This is a genomic window from Streptomyces sp. SID5643 (assembly GCF_009872555.1).
GTDB lineage: Bacteria > Actinomycetota > Actinomycetes > Streptomycetales > Streptomycetaceae > Streptomyces > Streptomyces iakyrus.
Genome location: NZ_WWIC01000063.1, coordinates 42,100 through 59,062 on the forward strand (window position 1 = coordinate 42,100; position 16,963 = coordinate 59,062).

A 16,963-nucleotide genomic window follows, 5' to 3' on the forward strand; every position below is an offset into this window, starting at 1 on the left:
ACTCCCGCCTAGTACTGCGTCCGCAGGTGATCCCAGAAGCCGTCCCGCAGCGCCCGCCGCAGGTCCGCCTGGCCGCGCAGTGAGTACTGCAGGAGACCCTCGGCCTCCACGAGGAGGTCCTGGTCCACCGAGCCGGGCAGGTACGGGTGGCCGGGCAACAGTTCGACCAGAGTGTCCCGGCCGCGTGCCGCCAGCCACTTCGCCGCGATCTGCGCGCCGACGAACCGCACGTCCTCGCGGGTGGGCCGGCCTGCGGCCGACTCGTAGGCGGGGGCCGTGCGGCGGGAGACGTACGGCTTGAAGAAGTCGAGATCGAAGGTGCGCTGGCTGTCGACCTCCCACAGGAGGGGCTCCGCCTGGTTGCGGCCTTCCGGGGCCTCGATGCCCCAGAGGTGGACCCGGGCGCCGTACCCCTGGGCCGCCTCCACCGCCGACACCAGGTCCTCGTCGCCGCCGAGCAGGGCCGCGTCGCTGATGGCACGGTGCCGGGCGAGGGACTCCAGGTCGGAGCGGATGAGCGAATCGACGCCCTTCTGCTGGTTGTTGGCGTTGAGGTTGCCCAGGCGCACCTTGACGTCGGGCAGTTCCGCGATGGTCTGCTGCTCGGCCGTGTGGATACGGCGGCGGGCGCCGTCGTACCAGTAGACCCGCAGCAGCCGGCTGTCCGCGAAGATCGTGCGGGCCTTGTCGATGAGGGCGTCGATCAGACCCTCGGCGTCCAGGTCGAAGGAGCGGCGGTCCTCCGTACCGGCGACGAGGCGTCCCGCGGCCGCGTACAGATACCCGGCATCGACGAAGATCGCGTGGGTCGAGGGCGTCTTCGCCACCTCGGCGAGCATGCGCTGGAGCAGCTCGTTGGTGCGGTCGATGCGGGCGCTGAGGGCCGCGAGGTCGTCATTCATCACCTCCATTGTCCCGGCGGTCACGCTGTGAACACCACCGGTCCCGGCCGGTCCCGTAACGACACTCTTACGCCTCAGTAATTAGCCGTTCGAAAAATTTCCTTAGCGTAGGGAATGTTTGACACCCGCATCGCTGTTGACCCATACGGAACACCGGCACCGACGCCCGGTGGGCCGCACACCGAGTAGTTCTCCTCAGGAGGATGACCAGACGAAGGGAGAAGCCCTTGCGCTTCGAAATCATGCGACTCGACGACGTCGACGGCACTGCTGTGGACTCGACCGTTGTGGACGCCGCCTCCGTCAACCACATCGTTCAGCAGGCGGCCGCCATAGGGCAGCGCCTCTGGATCCGCCCGGCCGAGACCACGGCCTCATAACGCGCGCAGCTCTCCCACACTTCGCAGCCCCCGCCCGGCATCAGCCGTGCGGGGGCTCCGCTGTTGCGGACCTCCGTGGTCGGGGGCGTACTGGCTGAGGGGCCGGCACGAACCAGGAGGACGGTGGACATGTCGGTGACGGACCGGTCGCACCAGGAGCTGCACGAGCAGGCCGCCGACGAGGCCGCACGGCGCTACCAGGACTCCGCCGCGGAACGCGAGCGCGTGCAGGGCCGGCTGGCGGCCGGTGTGCGGTTCCCCGATTCCCCTGACGCCCTCGCCGTGCGCGCCGACCGCATCCTCGACAGGGGCGGTCTGTCGCCCTCGGCTGTGGTGGCGGACATCCACCGCGACGCCATGAACCTGCCCGACGCCAACGAGCGGATCATCGACCTGTCCAACGAGCTCCAGGCCTGGAGCTTCCTGCCGCGCGGGGTCAGGGCCGGGGCCACGGTCGCCCGGATCACGCTGCGCCGCGACGGCCGCGAGCTGCCGCACGGCACCGGCTTCCTGGTCTCGCCGCGGCTGATGATGACCAACCACCATGTGCTGCCCGACGAGAGCTTCGCGCGCCGCTGCTTCGCTGAGTTCAACGCCCAGGTCACGGCCGACAACCTGCCCGACACGGTCGTCCGGATGGAGCTCGACCCCGGGACCTTCTTCGCGGCGGACCGGCGGCTCGACTTCGCCCTCGTCGCCGTCGCGCCCACCCTGGACGGCCCGCCTCCGGGCGAGATCTTCGGCTGGAACCGGCTGAGCGTGCAGATCGGCAAGCTGGTGCTCGGCGAGAAGGTCAACATCATCGGCCATCCCTCCGGACGGCTGAAGGAGATCGCGCTGCGTGACAACGCCGTGCTGGTCCGCCTCGACGACTTCGTGCACTACACGACCGACACCGAACCGGGGAACTCCGGCTCCCCCGTCTTCAACGACCAGTGGGAGGTCGTGGCGCTGCACCACAGCGGCGTGCCGAAGAAGGACGACCAGGGCCGCGTCCTGCGCAAGGACGGCCGGCCATGGCAGCAGGGCGACGGCGACGACGCCATCGACTGGGTCGCCAACGAGGGCGTCCGGATCAGCTCGATCCTCAAGCACCTCGCCGGACTGGACCTCGATCCGGGGCGGCGTGCCGTGCTGGCCGAGATGGGCCCGGACACCGGGCTGGACCAGGCCATGACCACCGCGCCGGCCCCCGGGGCGCAGTCGCAGAGGACGACCGCGGTACCGGGCGTCACGATCCCCTCAGCCCCCGCGGTCCCCGAAGCCGCCACGACGGCCCCCAGGACCGGCGGCGAGCGGCCCAGGGCCGGGGTCCGGGCACGCGCCACCGCCTTCGGCGGCCGTCAGCACCTGGTCTTCCTGCACGGCCGTGACCAGCAGGAGAACGTCCCCGACGTCCTCCGCCGCAGCTGGACGGCCGGCCTGAACCACGGCCTCACCCTCGCGTCCCTGCCCACGCTCGACCCCGAGGACGTCTGGTTCCCGTTCTACGGCACGACACTGCACGCCCTGAGCGGCAGGGAGAGCACGGCGGCACCCGTCGGCCTCGACCAGCTGAGCGCCGCCGCAGCCGCCGAGGTCTTCGCCGCGCAGTCGCCCACCGGCTCCTACGAGCAGCTGCTCCACGAGGCGGCCGTGCGGGCCGGCATGCCCCAGAACGGGCCGGCGGCCACGGAGGGGTTCGGTTCGGGCCTGGTGGGGGTGCTGCACCGGCCGCTGAGCTGGCTCGCGGCCAAGTCGGACCTGGACGAATGGACCATCGCCACGTTCCTGCGGGACGTCGACCTGTACCTCGGCGACAGCGCCGTGCGGCAGGCGGTGCTGGACAGCGTCATGGAGACGATGCCGGCGGGTGGCGAGCTGGTGCTGGTCACCCACAGCCTGGGCACGGTCGTGGGCATGGACCTTCTGACCCGGCTCCCGGAGGGCCTCGACCCCGTCCTGCTGGTCACCGCGGGAAGTCCGCTCGGTCTGGACGGCGTCAACGAACGGCTCCTCGCGCGGGGCCCGCACCAGCCGCCCAGGGTGCGTGACTGGGTGAACGTCTGGTGCCCCACCGACGCGGTGGCCATCGGCTGCCCCCTGAAGGACGAACGGTGGGGGAAGCTCAGCCAGCTGGCCGTCTCCAACGGCCGCGACCGCGCGCACAAGATGGAGGAGTACCTCGGCCACCCGAAGGCCGCCCAGGAGATCCGCGGCGCCCTCCGGGTCTGAAGGGAATCGTCAGCTCCCCCGGATCACCTGCGTGACGCCGTTGATGATCTGCTGCACGGCGATCGCGGAGAGCATCATGCCGGCGAGGCGGGTCACCAGGACCACACCGCCGTCCTTGATGATCCGGATGATCACAAGCGAGTAGCGCATCACCAGCCACAGCACGACGTGGATGGCGAGGATCGCCGCCCAGACCGACACCTGGGTGGCGACGCTGTGGGCCTTCTGCACAGCCAGGATGACCGACACGATCGCGCCGGGCCCGGCCAGTAGCGGCATGCCGAGCGGGACGAGGGCGACGTTGACGTCCTTGGTCTGTTTCGGCTCGTCGGTCTTGCCGGTGAGCAGGTCCAGTGCGATCAGCAGGAGCAGCAGCCCGCCCGCGATCATCAGCGCGGGCACGGACACGTGCAGGTAGTTCAGGATCTGGTGCCCGAGGAGACCGAACACGGTGATCACACCGCCGGCGACGCAGACGGCCTGGAAGGCCATCCGCTTCTGCACCTTGCCGGGCCGGCCGGCGGTGAGCGCGAGGAAGATCGGTGTGATCCCCGGGGGATCCATGATGACGAAGAGGGTCAGGAACAGGGAGCCGAAGACGGCGACGTCGAACATGAGTGAGCCTTGCGCAGGGGGCAGCCGCCGCGGACAGGCGGTGCGCAGGGCGGAACGCCTGGGCGCAGCGGACAGCGCCGGGTGAGAAAAGGGGAGCGAGAAGAAGAGACCGGCCTACGGGAGAGACCTCAGAGGGCTCCGCCGGCTCCCGGCACGGGGAACGCACCGAAGGCCCGCCGCGTGATCTCCCCGTAGACCTCGGGATCGGTCGTGTACTCACCGAGGACGCAGGTCTTCCGGCTGCCGTGGTAGTCCGACGACCCGGTCACGAGAAGACCGAGCTCCTTGGCCAGCCCCCGCAGCCGCGCACGGGTGTCCGCGTCGTGGTCCATGTGGTCCACCTCGACGCCGTCAAGACCGGCAGCGGCCATCTCGGCGATGGCGGCCTCCGGCACCGTGAGCCCCCGCTTGCTCGCGCCGGGATGCGCGAACACCGCGACCCCGCCCGCGCCCTTGATCAGCCGGATCGCCTCGAAGGGGTCGGTCTCGTGCTTCTCCACGAACACCCGGCCGCCGTCGGCCAGCCAGTCCGGTGTGAAGGCGTCGTTCACGGTCGGCACGACACCGAGCTCGACGAGCGCACTCGCCACGTGCGGGCGGCCGACGGACCCGTCACCGGCGATCCGCGCCACCTGCTCCCAGGTCACGGGGACGCCCAGGTCCTGGAGCTTGGCGATCATGCCCTGGGCGCGTGGCACCCGGTCGTCCCGGACCAGCTCCCGCTCGGCGAGCAGCGCGGGCTCCTCGGCGTCGAAGAGGTAGGCCAGCATGTGCATGCTGATCCCGTCGATCCGGCAGGAGAGCTCGGCCCCGGTGACCAGCGTGACGCCCTCGGGCAGCGCGGCGATCGCCTCGGCATGCCCGCGGGTGGTGTCGTGATCGGTGAGCGCGACGACGTCCAGCCCGGCGACAGCGGCTTTGCGCACCAGCTCGGCGGGCGAGTCCGTGCCGTCGGAAGCGGTGGAGTGGGTGTGCAGATCGATGCGCACGACACGGACTCCAGACACGGGCGGGACGACAGGACTGCTCAAGGATAACCAGCTTTTCAACGGCCCCGTGTCACACCTGAACCCGGCAAGCGCCCCCTACATCCGCAAGCACCCCCGCATCCCTCAGGGCCCCAGCAGGCGCGGGGACAGGGCGCCGCACGGCACCAGCTCGACCTCGGCGCCGGCATCCCGCAGATCCGTCAGCACGAGTTCGTCGTACATCAGCAGCCCGGACTGCTCGGGCCACACCACCGCCCAGAGCCACATCCCGAGCGCTTCGCCCGCGAAGACCGCCCGGTCGTCCGGCGCCCCGGCCACATGCCACAACGGCGTGGGGCGCCCGGCGGCCAGCACCTTCGCCTGGGGTGGCTTCTCGACGTTCATGTGCGGTCCGGGGTCGGGCCCGTCCATGCCGGCGTACCGCGCGCCGAGCCCGACGCCGAGCTCCTCGGCCACCAGGATCAGCTCACCCATTCCGCCGAGCGGGCCGGGCCCCGTGCAGGCGACGGCGGTCGCCCGGCCGCCCGTGCGGTCGTCCCCCGCGCAGGCCACCCCCGTGAACAGCCACCCCACCGGCAGCGGCCACGGCATCCACAGCGGCACGCGGGTGCGGTGCACCACGACGTTGAGGGCGTCGACGCTCGGCGGTATCACGGGCTGCACCGGGTGAACGGTGCCGTGCACATCGCACTGCCACGAGTCGGAGAAGAGGCCGGGAGCCCTGACCCGGCCACCGCACTTCGGGCAACTGGGTTCGCCCCTCATAGGGCCCCACGGTCCTACCCTCGCCCCGCCGCGTCAAGGACGATCACCCATCCGGACGGAACCCTTCACCACCCACACTAGATGTAATTTGCATTAATTAGTCTTGCTAACTTAGTGTGTGTAAACACCAACTACCTCGGTCCCGGGAAAGGGAGCAAGCAATGGACCCCTTCGACACCGGAGCGGGCGGCCTGTTGAAGCAGCCCAAGTCCGTGTGGGCGACCGCCGGGGCGTCGGTCGTCGCCTTCATGGGAATCGGGCTCGTCGACCCGATCCTGCCGTCCATCGCCCAGGGCCTCGACGCCACGGCGAGCCAGGTCTCCCTGCTCTTCACCTCGTACTTCCTCATCACCGCCGTCGCGATGCTGGTGACCGGTTTCGTCTCCAGCCGGATCGGCGGCCGCAGGACCCTGCTGCTCGGCCTCGCGTTCGTCGTGGTGTTCGCCGGGCTCGCGGGCACCTCCGGATCCGTCGGCGAACTGGTCGGGTTCCGCGCCGGATGGGGCCTCGGCAACGCGCTGTTCGTCTCGACGGCCCTCGCGGTCATCGTCGGCGCGGCGGCCGGCGGCAGCGCCGCCGCGATCCTGCTGTACGAGTCGGCCCTCGGCCTCGGCATGGCCTGCGGCCCGCTGCTGGGCGCCCTGCTCGGCGACGCCAGCTGGCGCTACCCGTTCTTCGGCACGGCGTTCCTGATGGCCGTCGGCTTCCTGTGCATCGCGGTGTTCCTGAAGGAGCAGCCCAAACCGGCCCGCAAGACCTCGCTGCTGGACCCGATCAAGGCCCTCGGCCACGGCGGCCTCGCCTCCGCGGCGGCCTCGGCCTTCTTCTACAACTACACGTTCTTCACCGTGCTGGCCTTCACTCCGTTCGTGCTGAACATGAGCCCGTACCGGTCGGGTGCGGTGTTCTTCGCCTGGGGCGTGCTGCTCGCCGTCTTCTCGGTGATCGTCGCGCCCCGGCTCCAGAAGCGCTTCGGTTCGCTGAAGGTGCTCAGCGGTTCGCTGGTGCTGCTCGCGGCCGACGTGCTGGTGCTCGGTTACGGGTCGCACACGGCCGCCGTCGTCTGCACGATCCTGTCCGGCGCCTTCATCGGCGTGAACAACACCGTCTACACCGAGCTGGCCCTCGGCGTCTCGGACGCGCCCCGGCCGGTGGCGAGCGCGGGCTACAACTTCGTCCGCTGGTTCGCGGCGGCGGCCGCTCCGTTCTTCGCGCCGAAGATCGAGGAGTGGACCGACGTCCACGCCCCGTTCGTGGTGGCGGCCGTCACCGCCGTCGCCGGCGCGGCCGTGGTCGTCGTACGACGCAAGGCCCTCACTTACGAGGCCGACGAGCCGGAGCCCAGGCCAGCGGCCGAGGACGGCGTCGCCGTGTTCTCCAACTGAACTGCCATCACTGGGATTTGGTGAGCTTCCTCACTCCAGCGGGACGGACTTCCGGGACGGATCCCGGAGGTCCGTCCCCGAGTTGAGCCACTTCTCCTGGAGCGCCTGCGCGCCGTGCACGCGCTTCCATGCGGCCTCGTTCGGGGTCATCGGCAGCAGCGGCAGGAACCGCACGGGGTCGAGCGGCTCGTCGAGCTCCAGATCCTCCACCAGACCGCCCGGCTCGGCGACCAGGACGGAGGTGAACGGGGCACCGGGCCACAGCGGCTCACCGACGTCCAGGGACGCACCGGGAGCCACGACCAGGCCCTCCACCTGCGGAGAAGCGGCGAGCACAGCGAGCGGCCGGAGCACCTTGTCGGTCTCCGCGAGCCCGGCACGGACGGAGAGGACCAGCTCGGCGCGCGGGCCCTTGACCGGGTCGGCGACCACCGCCGTGGGGTCCGTCATGGGGTGTGCGGACATGCCGAGCGAGGCGTAGCGGACGATGCCGGCCTCCTGGAAGCGGAGCACCTCGATGCGGTCGGTGCCCAGGAAGGTGACCGCCGCGCGCGCGTCCGGTTCGCCCAGCGCGCTGCGCAACCGGGCCTCGACCAGAGGAAGAACATCTGCCATGCGGCGAGCATAGAACTCGCCAGTAGCGGGCAAAGCAGCACCTTGACAGTTGTGTCGGCTGCTACTCTTGCCCGGTGGTTCGGGGCAGCACGCAGAAGCGTCGCGATCAAGCCCCGACGCCGAAGGAACTCCCTCACGAGGGACCGGCCGGAGGAGGTGGGGCTGCAATGGATCGAAGTCGACCGTGCAGTAGCACCACGCTCTTCGCGCCGCCGATGTAGCTGCTTCTGTCTCTGGCTGCCACCTCTCGCACTCGCTTCACCGCGGAAGAGCGCTTCGTTTCGCTTTGCCTGATCTGCCTCAGTAGCTGAATCAGTGACGAAACCGACCACCGCGACGGTGCGGTGCTCCCCGCTTTGTGGACGTGCCAAACATCAGTAGTCCCTACGTCCCCATTCCGGGTAGTTCCAGCCGTCGTCGGCCGGCGTTTCGTCGCCCGCCCGCGAAGGAGCCCGCCATGTCGATGATCCGCGACCTGCGCGCAGCAGTCGTCCGTCCGTCCCGTGTGTCGCTGCGCAAGGACGGCGGGACGTACGACGCCACCCGCAGCCCCGCGGCCTCCTCGGCCGTCGTCGACTGCGCCGTCTACCGGGACGGCCGCCGCATCGAGACCGAGACCGCCCTGACCCCGCACGAGGCGGTGCGCCTGGTGCGCCGCGACGGGGGTTTCGTGTGGATCGGCCTGCACGAGCCGACGGAGGCCGAATTCTCCGGCATCGCCGGCGAGTTCGGGCTGCACCCGCTCGCCGTGGAGGACGCCGTCCAGGCCCACCAGCGGCCCAAGCTGGAGCGCTACGACGACTCCCTCTTCACGGTCTTCAAGACCATCCACTACGTCGAGCACGACCAGCTCGACGCCAACAGCGAGGTCGTCGAGTCCGGCGAGGTCATGTGCTTCACCGGACGGGACTTCTTCATCACCGTCCGGCACGGCGGGCAGGGCAGCCTGCGGGCTCTGCGGCACCGCCTCCAGGACGACCCCGAGCTGCTCGCCAAGGGCCCCTCGGCCGTGCTGCACGCCATCGCCGACCACGTCGTCGACGGATACATCGCCGTCGCCGACGCGGTGCAGGACGACATCGACGAGGTCGAGACGGAGGTGTTCTCCCCGGGCCGCAAGGGCTCGCCGCGCGGCTCGGACGCCGGCCGGATCTACCAACTCAAGCGCGAGGTGCTGGAGTTCAAGCGGGCCGTGTCGCCGCTGCTGCGGCCGATGCAGCTGCTGAGCGAGCGGCCGATGCGGCTGATCGACCCCGACATCCAGAAGTACTTCCGGGACGTCGCCGACCACCTGGCCCGGGTCCAGGAGCAGGTCCTCGGCTTCGACGAGCTGCTCAACTCCATCCTCCAGGCCAACCTCGCGCAGGCGTCCGTCGCCCAGAACGAGGACATGCGCAAGATCACCTCCTGGGCCGCGATCATCGCCGTGCCGACGATGGTGTGCGGCGTGTACGGCATGAACTTCAAGTACATGCCGGAACTGCACTGGAAGTACGGCTACCCGGTGATCATGAGCTTCACGGTGGCCGTCTGTCTGGGCATCCACCGCACGCTGAAGCGGAACGGATGGCTGTGAGCAGCCTGGTTAGGGTGGGCCCCATGACAAGCGAGCTGCTCGACCAGGCCCTCGTCGAGGAGGCCACGAAGAAGTCCGGCCTCGTCTGGGTCCAGGGCCCCGACGGCCCGGCGCGTGCGCTGTGGCACGTGTGGCACGAGGGCGCCGCGTGCCTGGTCGGCGACGGACCCGGCGAGCAGCCGCTGCCGGGTCTTGCCGACGGCGCAGAGGCGCGGGTGACGGTCCGCAGCAAGGACAAGGGTGGCCGGCTGGTCACCTGGACGGCGCGGGTCACCCAGCTCGCGCCCGGCTCCGAGGCGTGGGACGCGGCGGTCGCCGAGCTGAAGGGCAAACGGCTGAACGCGCCCGACGGCGAGGCCATGCCCGAGCGCTGGGCCCGCGAGTGCCGGGTGCTGCGCCTGGAACCGACCGGGGCGACGGCGCCGCTGCCCGACGGCTCTCTGTCCGAGCCGCCCCTACCGTCCCCGGCGCTCACCCGCCGGCCCGTCCCGGCGGGCCTGCCCCGTCTGCTGCTGAGGAAGCGCAAACGGACGTGACGTCCTACGACGACGGCAGCTGCGGGCCGTAGTCCACGGTCTCGTTCCGCTCCGGCTCCCTGAGGGAGAAGTCATCACCCCAGCCGGAGAACGTGAGGGTGCCCGCGCCGCCGGCCCGCTCCAGGCGCAGCGGGTACGGCTTGCCCTCCAGGGACACCTCCAGGGTGCCGCCGGAGCCCTTGTCCCCGGTGACGCGGATGGTGCGGACGCCCGCCTCCTCGTCGTGGCCGTCCGTCGCGAGCGTCCCGTGCAGGGTCAGCAGGCCGTCGAGGAGGAGAGCCTTGTCCGTGAAACCGCTGAACTTCTTGTACGAGGGGTCGCCCTGCGGCACCTTCACGAACTTGCCGTCGAGCTTGGAGGCCGCCGCCGCGTCCGCCTTGCCGCCCCCGCCCTGGCCGCTGCCGTGAGTCCAGAACTCGGCGTCCGCCTTGACGTAGAGCTGCTCGCCGATGCGCAGCAGCTTGAACGTCGCGTCCTGGGAGGTGACCGAGCCGTCACCGCCGTCGTCGTTCAGCCGCATGTCGAGCGCGTACGTCCGTCCGCCGCTGACGACGTTGCCGTGCACCCGGACCGCGCCGGCGGACTCGGCGGCCGACCGGGTCTTGCCCTGGATCTTGGTCGCGGGGAGTCTGCCGACCCCGTTGGTGCCCTCGTTGGGATCCTCCGCGCAGCCGGTGAGCACCGTACCCGTCACGAGCAGGGCGCACGTCGCGCTCGCGAGTGCGGCACGGCGGCCGCGGCTCTGGCGAATCGGGGTCACAGGTGGGGCTGCCTCTCTGACGGGAGACCTGAACGGCGTACCGCAGGGTACCGGGGTCGTGGGGGCGGATCGGAGCCAGTCCGTCCGGACCGCCCGCCGACGCGCCACCGATCGGGACGGGCTAGCCTGAAGCCCACCCGAGCGGGCAATTCGGAAGACACAGGCACAAAGACAGCCACACAGACAGCCACCACGAACCACCCCGCACGAAAAGGAGCCGCGGCCATGGCAGCGGGCGCCCCCCGGATCTTCGTATCGCACCTCCAAGGTGTCGCCGTCTTCGACCCAGCCGGCGACCAGGTGGGGCGGGTGCGCGATCTGGTCGTCATGCTGCGGGTGGGGCAGCGGCCCCCGAGGCTGCTCGGCCTCGTCGTCGAACTCGCCACCCGCCGCCGTATCTTCCTGCCGATGACCCGGGTCACCGCCATCCAGTCCGGCCAGATCATCACCACCGGCGTGCTCAACGTCCGGCGCTTCGAGCAGCGGCCGACCGAGCGGCTGGTCTTCGGGGAGCTGCTGGACCGGCGCGTGACGCTCACCGAGACCGGTGAGGAGGTCACCGTCCTCGACCTGTCGGTGCATCAGCTGCCGGCCCGCCGGGAGTGGGAGATCGACCGGGTCTTCGTCCGCAAGGGCAGGAAGGGCGGGGCGTTCCGGCGCGCCAAGGGCGAGGCGCTGACCGTCGAGTGGACCGCGGTCACCGGGTTCTCCCTGGAGGAGCAGGGGCAGGGCGCCGAGAACCTGCTCGCCACCTTCGAGCAGCTGCGCCCCGCCGACCTGGCCAACGTCCTGCATCACCTCTCCTCCAAGCGCCGGGCCGAGGTCGCCGCCGCCCTCGACGACGACCGGCTCGCCGACGTCCTGGAGGAGCTGCCGGAGGACGACCAGATCGAGATCCTGGGCAAGCTGAAGGAGGAGCGCGCCGCCGACGTCCTGGAGGCCATGGACCCGGACGACGCGGCCGACCTGCTGGGCGAGCTGCCGACCGACGAGCAGGAGCGGCTGCTGAGCCTGATGCAGCCCGGCGACGCGGCGGACATGCGGCGCCTGATGTCGTACGAGGACCGCACGGCGGGCGGTCTGATGACGACCGAGCCGATCGTGCTGCGCCCGGACGCCACCGTCGCCGACGCCCTCGCCCGCGTCCGCAACCGCGACCTCTCCCCCGCGCTGGCCGCCCAGGTCTACGTCTGCCGGCCCCCGGACGAGACGCCGACCGGGAAGTACCTGGGCACGGTCCACTTCCAGCGCCTGCTGCGCGAGCCACCGCCGTCCCTGGTCAGCTCGATCGTGGACACCGACCTCCAGCCGCTCGACCCCGAGGCGGAGCTGCCCGCCATCGCCGGGTTCTTCGCCACGTACGACATGGTCGCGGCGCCCGTGGTCGACGAGGCCGGCTCGCTGCTGGGCGCGGTGACCGTGGACGACGTGCTGGACCACATGCTGCCGGAGGACTGGCGGGAGACGGAGTTCCACCTGGACGAGGAGGTGGCGACCGATGGTTCCTGAGCGCGAGAACCTGCGCGAGCGCACGCCCGCGGGCGCCACGGCCGCCTCCCGGCCGCGCACCACCCGTCTCGACCAGCCGCTGCCGCGCCGGCGCCGGTTCCTGCCCGAGTACGACCCGGAGGCCTTCGGGCGGCTGTCGGAGCGCATCGCGCGCTTCCTGGGCACCGGGCGGTTCATCGTCTGGATGACGGTCGTCATCATCCTGTGGGTGGTCTGGAACAGCCTCGCCCCGCGCCACCTGCGCTTCGACGAGTACCCGTTCATCTTCCTGACCCTGATGCTGTCCCTCCAGGCCTCCTACGCCGCCCCGCTGATCCTGCTCGCGCAGAACCGGCAGGACGACCGGGACCGGGTCAACCTGGAGCAGGACCGCAAGCAGAACGAGCGGTCGATCGCCGACACCGAGTACCTGACGCGCGAGATCGCCGCGCTGCGCATCGGCCTGGGCGAGGTCGCGACCCGCGACTGGATCCGCTCGGAGCTCCAGGACACGATCAAGGAGATGGAGGAACGGCAGAACGGCCACCGTCACGACCCCGTCGTATTCCCGGCGGAACGGTCACGGGGACGTGACGCAGACGACCGCTGAGACGCTTTCCTACGCCCAGGTACGGAGCCGTACCATCGTCCTATGGCTACGGAAGACGCGGTGCGCGAGGCACTGGCGACGGTGAACGACCCCGAGATCCACAAGCCCATCACCGAGCTCGGGATGGTCAAGTCGGTGGAGATCGGCGTGGACGGGGCGGTCGCGGTCACCGTGTACCTCACGGTCTCGGGCTGTCCGATGCGGGAGACGATCACGCAGCGCGTGACCGACGCGGTCTCCGCGGTCGAGGGCGTCACCCGCGTCGACGTCACGCTCGACGTGATGAGCGACGAGCAGCGCAAGGAGCTGGCGTCCGCCCTGCGCGGCGGCCAGACCGAGCGCGAGGTCCCCTTCGCCAAGCCGGGCAGCCTCACCCGCGTCTACGCGGTCGCCTCCGGCAAGGGCGGCGTCGGCAAGTCCTCGGTGACGGTCAACCTGGCCGCGGCGATGGCGGCCGACGGCCTCAAGGTCGGTGTCGTCGACGCCGACATCTACGGCCACTCCGTGCCGCGCATGCTGGGGGCCGACGGCCGTCCCACCCAGGTCGAGAACATGATCATGCCGCCGTCGGCGAACGGCGTGAAGGTCATCTCGATCGGCATGTTCACCCCGGGCAACGCCCCGGTCGTCTGGCGCGGCCCCATGCTGCACCGCGCCCTCCAGCAGTTCCTGGCGGACGTGTACTGGGGCGACCTGGACGTCCTGCTCCTGGACCTGCCGCCCGGTACCGGCGACATCGCGATCTCCGTCGCCCAGTTGGTCCCGAACGCCGAGATCCTGGTCGTGACGACCCCGCAGCAGGCGGCGGCCGAGGTCGCCGAGCGCGCGGGCTCCATCGCCGTCCAGACCCACCAGAAGATCGTCGGCGTGGTCGAGAACATGTCCGGCCTGCCCTGCCCGCACTGCGACGAGATGGTCGACGTCTTCGGCACGGGCGGCGGCCAGACGGTCGCCGACGGCCTGACCCGCACGACCGGCGCGAACGTCCCGGTCCTCGGCGCCATCCCCATCGACGTCCGCCTGCGCGAGGGCGGCGACGACGGCAAGCCGGTCGTCCTGACGGACCCGGACTCCCCGGCGGGCTCGGCCCTCCGGGCGATCGCGGGCAAGCTGGGGGGACGCCAGCGGGGCCTGTCCGGCCTGTCGCTGGGGATCACTCCGCGGAACAAGTTCTGAACTGACCCAGGGGCACGGGGAGCCGCGCGAGCGACCCCATCGCACCCGCAGCCGCCCACGAAGCGAAGGCCCCACGGCGAAGGGGCGCCGGAAACCCGGCGCCCCGGGAAACTCACGCGTAAGCGGCGATGTCCTTCACCACGGCGAAGCCGAGCCCGTACGCACTCATGCCCCTGCCGTACGCCCCGACATGAACCCCTGCCGAGGTGGAGCCGGCCAGCACCCAGCCGAACTCGGACTCCCGGTAGTGGAACGCCGTCGGCACGCCGTCCACGGGCAGCGACAGCGTCGACCAGTCGTCCCCGTCCAGGTCGTCCGCCAGCACCCACGCCGTTTCCGTCTGCTGCTCCAGCCAGTCGTCCCGCAGGGCGTGGTCCATCTGCCCGGGCCAGGTGAAGGACAGCAGCCCCACGCCCGCGAGCCACGCCACGGAGGAGACCGACGTGGCCTCCAGCAGCCCCGTGCCGTCCGCCGTCCGCCGTGAGGGATTCGCCGCCACGGTCACGACGACCGCGAACTTCTCCTTGGCATCCAGATCGCCCCCGGCGGCATGCTCGTTGCGCACCGTGGGTTCGTCCCCGTGCCCGATCGACCCGTGTTCCACGGCCCCGTCGGCCGTCGTGCCGACCTGCATCAGCCAGCGCGGTCCCGTGAAGGCCTCGTCGAGGCCGTACCACGGGAAGGGCGCACGCAGGTAGCCGTCGACCGTACGCCGGGCGGAGGGGAGCTGTTGTCCACCCTCCGCGGCCGGCGTCTGCGCGACTGCCCGACTCGTCGTCTCCATGTGCCCGGACGCCTCCTCGCTCTAGTCGGACCGGAACGGCCCGCCCCCCTTCGGGCGTACTCGTCACGGACCGCACAACAACTCGGCAGCATAGCCACACCGCTGCGAGCAGCAGGGAAACCGCCCGGCGCGTGGGCCGCACGGGCGCCCGGTTCAGGCCGTAGACAGCCCGACCGGAGTATGAAACGCGTCACGCGCCCGGGGGCGTGCGCCCCTCGGCGTGGTGCTCAGGTGGCGTCCGCGTCGAAGGGCGGCCGGTCGCCGGGGTCGGGCGTCTCCGGCTTCTTCGTCATGTCGATGCGGCCACCGGACGAACCGGTTGCGCCGGCGGACGACGCGGAGGAGGCGTCGGACTCACGGCTGTGGACGGCGTCGGTGACCTCGGCCATCTCCTTCTTCAGGTCGAAGCCGTTGCGGATCTCCTTGAGTCCCAGATCCTCGTTGTCCAGCTGCTTGCGGATGAAGGTCTTGGGGTTGAGGTCCTCGAACTCGAAGTCCTTGAACTCCGGGCCGAGTTCCTCCCGGATGTCGTTCTTGGCGCTCTCCGAGAACTCACGGATCTTCCGGATCGTGCGCGTCACGTCCTGGATGACCTTGGGGAGCTTGTCCGGACCGAAGACGAGCACGGCGAGGACGATGAGCGTCACCAGCTCGAGTGGTCCTATGTCATTGAACACCTGAAGCTCCTAGCGATGTCCTCGGTCCTCGGCCCTCGTGGTCGGTGCGGGTCTTGCCGTGGTCCGGGCCGGATCCACGGTACCCGGCGATCCTGTCCGACCGGTACTGTCCCGGGACCTCCGAGTGCGGGAGGTGGGAGCGCTTTCCCGATTGTTTGCCTCGTTGGTCCCCGATGGGGGCTGTTGTGGCGTCTCTGGGGGTCCCGGATCTCATGCCTCAGCCACCGGACGATCCGAGGACGAGCGAGACCTTCCGCTCCTTCCCGCCGCGTTCGACGGTCAGCTCCAGGCGGTCGCCGGGGCGGTGCGCCCGCGTCTTGACGATCAGTTCCTCGCCGGAGTGCACCCGCGCGCCGTCGACCTCCGTGATGACGTCACCCGACGTGATCCCGGCCTTGGCGCCCGGGCCGCCCGGGGTGACCGGCGCTCCGCCCTCGCTGCCCTCGGCGGCGACGCGGGCGCCGTCGCCCGTGTAGTCCATGTCGAGGGTGATGCCGATGACCGGGTGGGTCGCCTTCCCGGTGTTGATCAGCTCTTCGGCGACGCGTTTGCCCTGGTTGATGGGTATGGCGAAGCCGAGACCTATCGAACCGGAACGGCCGCTGTCCGGTGTGGAGCCGCTGCCTGCCGAGCGGATGGCCGAGTTGATGCCGATGACCCGGGCCCGGGCGTCGAGCAGGGGGCCGCCGGAGTTGCCGGGGTTGATGGGCGCGTCGGTCTGCAGCGCGTCGACGTACGACACGTCGCTGCCGTCGCCCTTCTCGCCGCCGGCCGTGATGGGCCGCTGCTTGGCGCTGATGATGCCGGAGGTGACCGTGCCCGCCAGGTCGAAGGGGGCGCCGATGGCCACGACCGGGTCGCCGACCTGCACGTTGTCCGAGTTGCCGAGGGCCAGCGGGGTGAGTCCGCTGACCCCCTTCACCCTGACGACGGCGAGGTCGTAGCCGCTGTCCCGGCCGACGACCTCGGCCTGGGCGGTCTGCCCGCCGTTGAAGGTCACGGTGATCTCGCCGCCCGATCCGGCCGGCTGCACGACGTGGTTGTTGGTGAGGATGTGCCCGCGGGTGTCGAGCACGAAGCCGGTGCCCGTGCCCTGCTCGCCGGCGCCGCTGACGTGCAGCGTGACCACGCTGGGCAGGGCCCGCCCGGCGATCCCGGCCACACTGTCCGCGTCCCGCGCGGCAGCCTCCTTCCCGGCCTGGGGCAGCTCGACGGTCCCGACGCCCCCGTTCCGCTCCAGGTACGTCCCTACGACGCCGCCGATGCCCCCGGACACCAGCGCGAGCAGCACAGCACCGAGCACCAGGGACTTCTTGCCCCGCTTGCGCCGCTGCTCCGTGCTCGGCACACCGGCGCCGGTCTGCTGGAGGGGGCCGTGTCCCCCGGCACCCGCGGGAGCGGCCCAGGGGTCGTAGCGCTGCCACGGGCCGGGGGCGGGAGCGGGTTCGGGTGCACCGGCGTGCACCGGCACGGCCGGCATGGGCACCGGGG

The 16,963-nt window shown here is 70.8% G+C and carries 17 protein-coding genes; 8 read left to right on the plus strand and 9 right to left on the minus strand.

Annotation, left to right across the window (positions count from 1 at the left end):
• Positions 1-8: 8 nt before the first annotated feature.
• Complete coding sequence (locus GTY56_RS07960; RefSeq protein ID WP_161363888.1) at positions 9-902, minus strand: NYN domain-containing protein; 894 nt, start codon at positions 900-902, stop codon at positions 9-11.
• Positions 903-1,129: 227 nt separating this feature from the next.
• Between GTY56_RS07960 and GTY56_RS39830 the strand changes: the two genes are divergently transcribed.
• Together GTY56_RS39830 and GTY56_RS07965 are read left to right on the plus strand one after the other, a co-directional pair.
• On the plus strand, positions 1,130-1,282 hold the full coding sequence (locus GTY56_RS39830; RefSeq protein ID WP_202509867.1) for a DUF8834 family protein: 153 nt from the start codon (positions 1,130-1,132) through the stop codon (positions 1,280-1,282).
• A gap of 129 nt (positions 1,283-1,411) precedes the next feature.
• Positions 1,412-3,496, plus strand: coding sequence for a trypsin-like serine peptidase (locus GTY56_RS07965; RefSeq protein ID WP_161363889.1), 2,085 nt, complete (start codon positions 1,412-1,414; stop codon positions 3,494-3,496).
• A gap of 9 nt (positions 3,497-3,505) precedes the next feature.
• On the opposite strand, the gene GTY56_RS07970 is transcribed toward GTY56_RS07965, so the two are convergent.
• From GTY56_RS07970 to GTY56_RS07980, 3 genes are all read right to left on the minus strand, one after another.
• The gene (locus GTY56_RS07970) at positions 3,506-4,111 is read right to left on the minus strand and encodes a MarC family protein (RefSeq protein WP_161363891.1); all 606 of its coding nucleotides are present in this window, start codon (positions 4,109-4,111) and stop codon (positions 3,506-3,508) included.
• 128 nt (positions 4,112-4,239) lie between these two features.
• The gene (locus GTY56_RS07975) at positions 4,240-5,100 is read right to left on the minus strand and encodes a PHP domain-containing protein (RefSeq protein ID WP_161363893.1); all 861 of its coding nucleotides are present in this window, start codon (positions 5,098-5,100) and stop codon (positions 4,240-4,242) included.
• Positions 5,101-5,223: 123 nt separating this feature from the next.
• A complete protein-coding gene (locus GTY56_RS07980) occupies positions 5,224-5,865 on the minus strand; it encodes a DUF6758 family protein (protein WP_161363895.1) in 642 nt (213 codons plus the stop codon).
• A 161-nt stretch (positions 5,866-6,026) separates the two neighbouring features.
• Here GTY56_RS07980 and GTY56_RS07985 point away from each other — a divergent pair, with 161 nt between their 5' ends.
• Positions 6,027-7,250, plus strand: coding sequence for an MFS transporter (locus GTY56_RS07985; RefSeq protein WP_161363897.1), 1,224 nt, complete (start codon positions 6,027-6,029; stop codon positions 7,248-7,250).
• A gap of 30 nt (positions 7,251-7,280) precedes the next feature.
• Here GTY56_RS07985 and GTY56_RS07990 read toward each other — a convergent pair whose 3' ends face one another.
• Positions 7,281-7,865 carry a suppressor of fused domain protein gene (locus GTY56_RS07990; protein ID WP_033311061.1) on the minus strand — a complete coding sequence of 195 codons (585 nt, stop codon included), beginning with the start codon at positions 7,863-7,865 and terminating at the stop codon, positions 7,281-7,283.
• Between the two features lie 457 nt (positions 7,866-8,322).
• On the opposite strand from GTY56_RS07990, the gene GTY56_RS07995 reads away from it, so the two are divergent.
• Together GTY56_RS07995 and GTY56_RS08000 are read left to right on the plus strand one after the other, a co-directional pair.
• A complete protein-coding gene (locus GTY56_RS07995; protein ID WP_161363899.1) occupies positions 8,323-9,441 on the plus strand; it encodes a magnesium and cobalt transport protein CorA in 1,119 nt (372 codons plus the stop codon).
• 23 nt (positions 9,442-9,464) lie between these two features.
• The gene (locus GTY56_RS08000) at positions 9,465-9,977 is read left to right on the plus strand and encodes a hypothetical protein (protein ID WP_161363902.1); all 513 of its coding nucleotides are present in this window, start codon (positions 9,465-9,467) and stop codon (positions 9,975-9,977) included.
• A gap of 4 nt (positions 9,978-9,981) precedes the next feature.
• Here GTY56_RS08000 and GTY56_RS08005 read toward each other — a convergent pair whose 3' ends face one another.
• Entirely contained in the window at positions 9,982-10,737 is a 756-nt protein-coding gene (locus GTY56_RS08005) for a hypothetical protein (RefSeq protein ID WP_161363904.1), read from the minus strand.
• A gap of 225 nt (positions 10,738-10,962) precedes the next feature.
• On the opposite strand from GTY56_RS08005, the gene GTY56_RS08010 reads away from it, so the two are divergent.
• Genes GTY56_RS08010 through GTY56_RS08020 form a run of 3 tightly spaced genes read left to right on the plus strand, consistent with a single transcriptional unit; the run spans position 10,963 to position 14,011 of the window.
• Positions 10,963-12,246 (plus strand): magnesium transporter MgtE N-terminal domain-containing protein, encoded by a 1,284-nt coding sequence (locus GTY56_RS08010; RefSeq protein WP_161363906.1) that lies wholly within the window; start codon positions 10,963-10,965, stop codon positions 12,244-12,246.
• Complete coding sequence (locus GTY56_RS08015; protein WP_161363908.1) at positions 12,236-12,835, plus strand: DUF1003 domain-containing protein; 600 nt, start codon at positions 12,236-12,238, stop codon at positions 12,833-12,835. The genes GTY56_RS08010 and GTY56_RS08015 overlap by 11 nt, the downstream gene beginning before the upstream one ends.
• A 42-nt stretch (positions 12,836-12,877) precedes the next feature.
• Positions 12,878-14,011, plus strand: a complete 1,134-nt coding sequence (locus tag GTY56_RS08020) for an Mrp/NBP35 family ATP-binding protein (RefSeq protein WP_161363910.1) — start codon at positions 12,878-12,880, stop codon at positions 14,009-14,011.
• Between the two features lie 112 nt (positions 14,012-14,123).
• Here the strand turns inward: GTY56_RS08020 and GTY56_RS08025 are convergent, their stop codons facing one another.
• From GTY56_RS08025 to GTY56_RS08035, 3 genes are all read right to left on the minus strand, one after another.
• On the minus strand, positions 14,124-14,795 hold the full coding sequence (locus GTY56_RS08025) for a hypothetical protein (protein ID WP_161363912.1): 672 nt from the start codon (positions 14,793-14,795) through the stop codon (positions 14,124-14,126).
• Positions 14,796-15,022: 227 nt separating this feature from the next.
• Entirely contained in the window at positions 15,023-15,472 is a 450-nt protein-coding gene (locus GTY56_RS08030) for a sec-independent translocase (RefSeq protein ID WP_161363917.1), read from the minus strand.
• Positions 15,473-15,689: 217 nt separating this feature from the next.
• Positions 15,690-16,963 (minus strand): S1C family serine protease (locus tag GTY56_RS08035; RefSeq protein WP_161363919.1); only part of this gene is annotated, 1,274 nt, incomplete at its 5' end.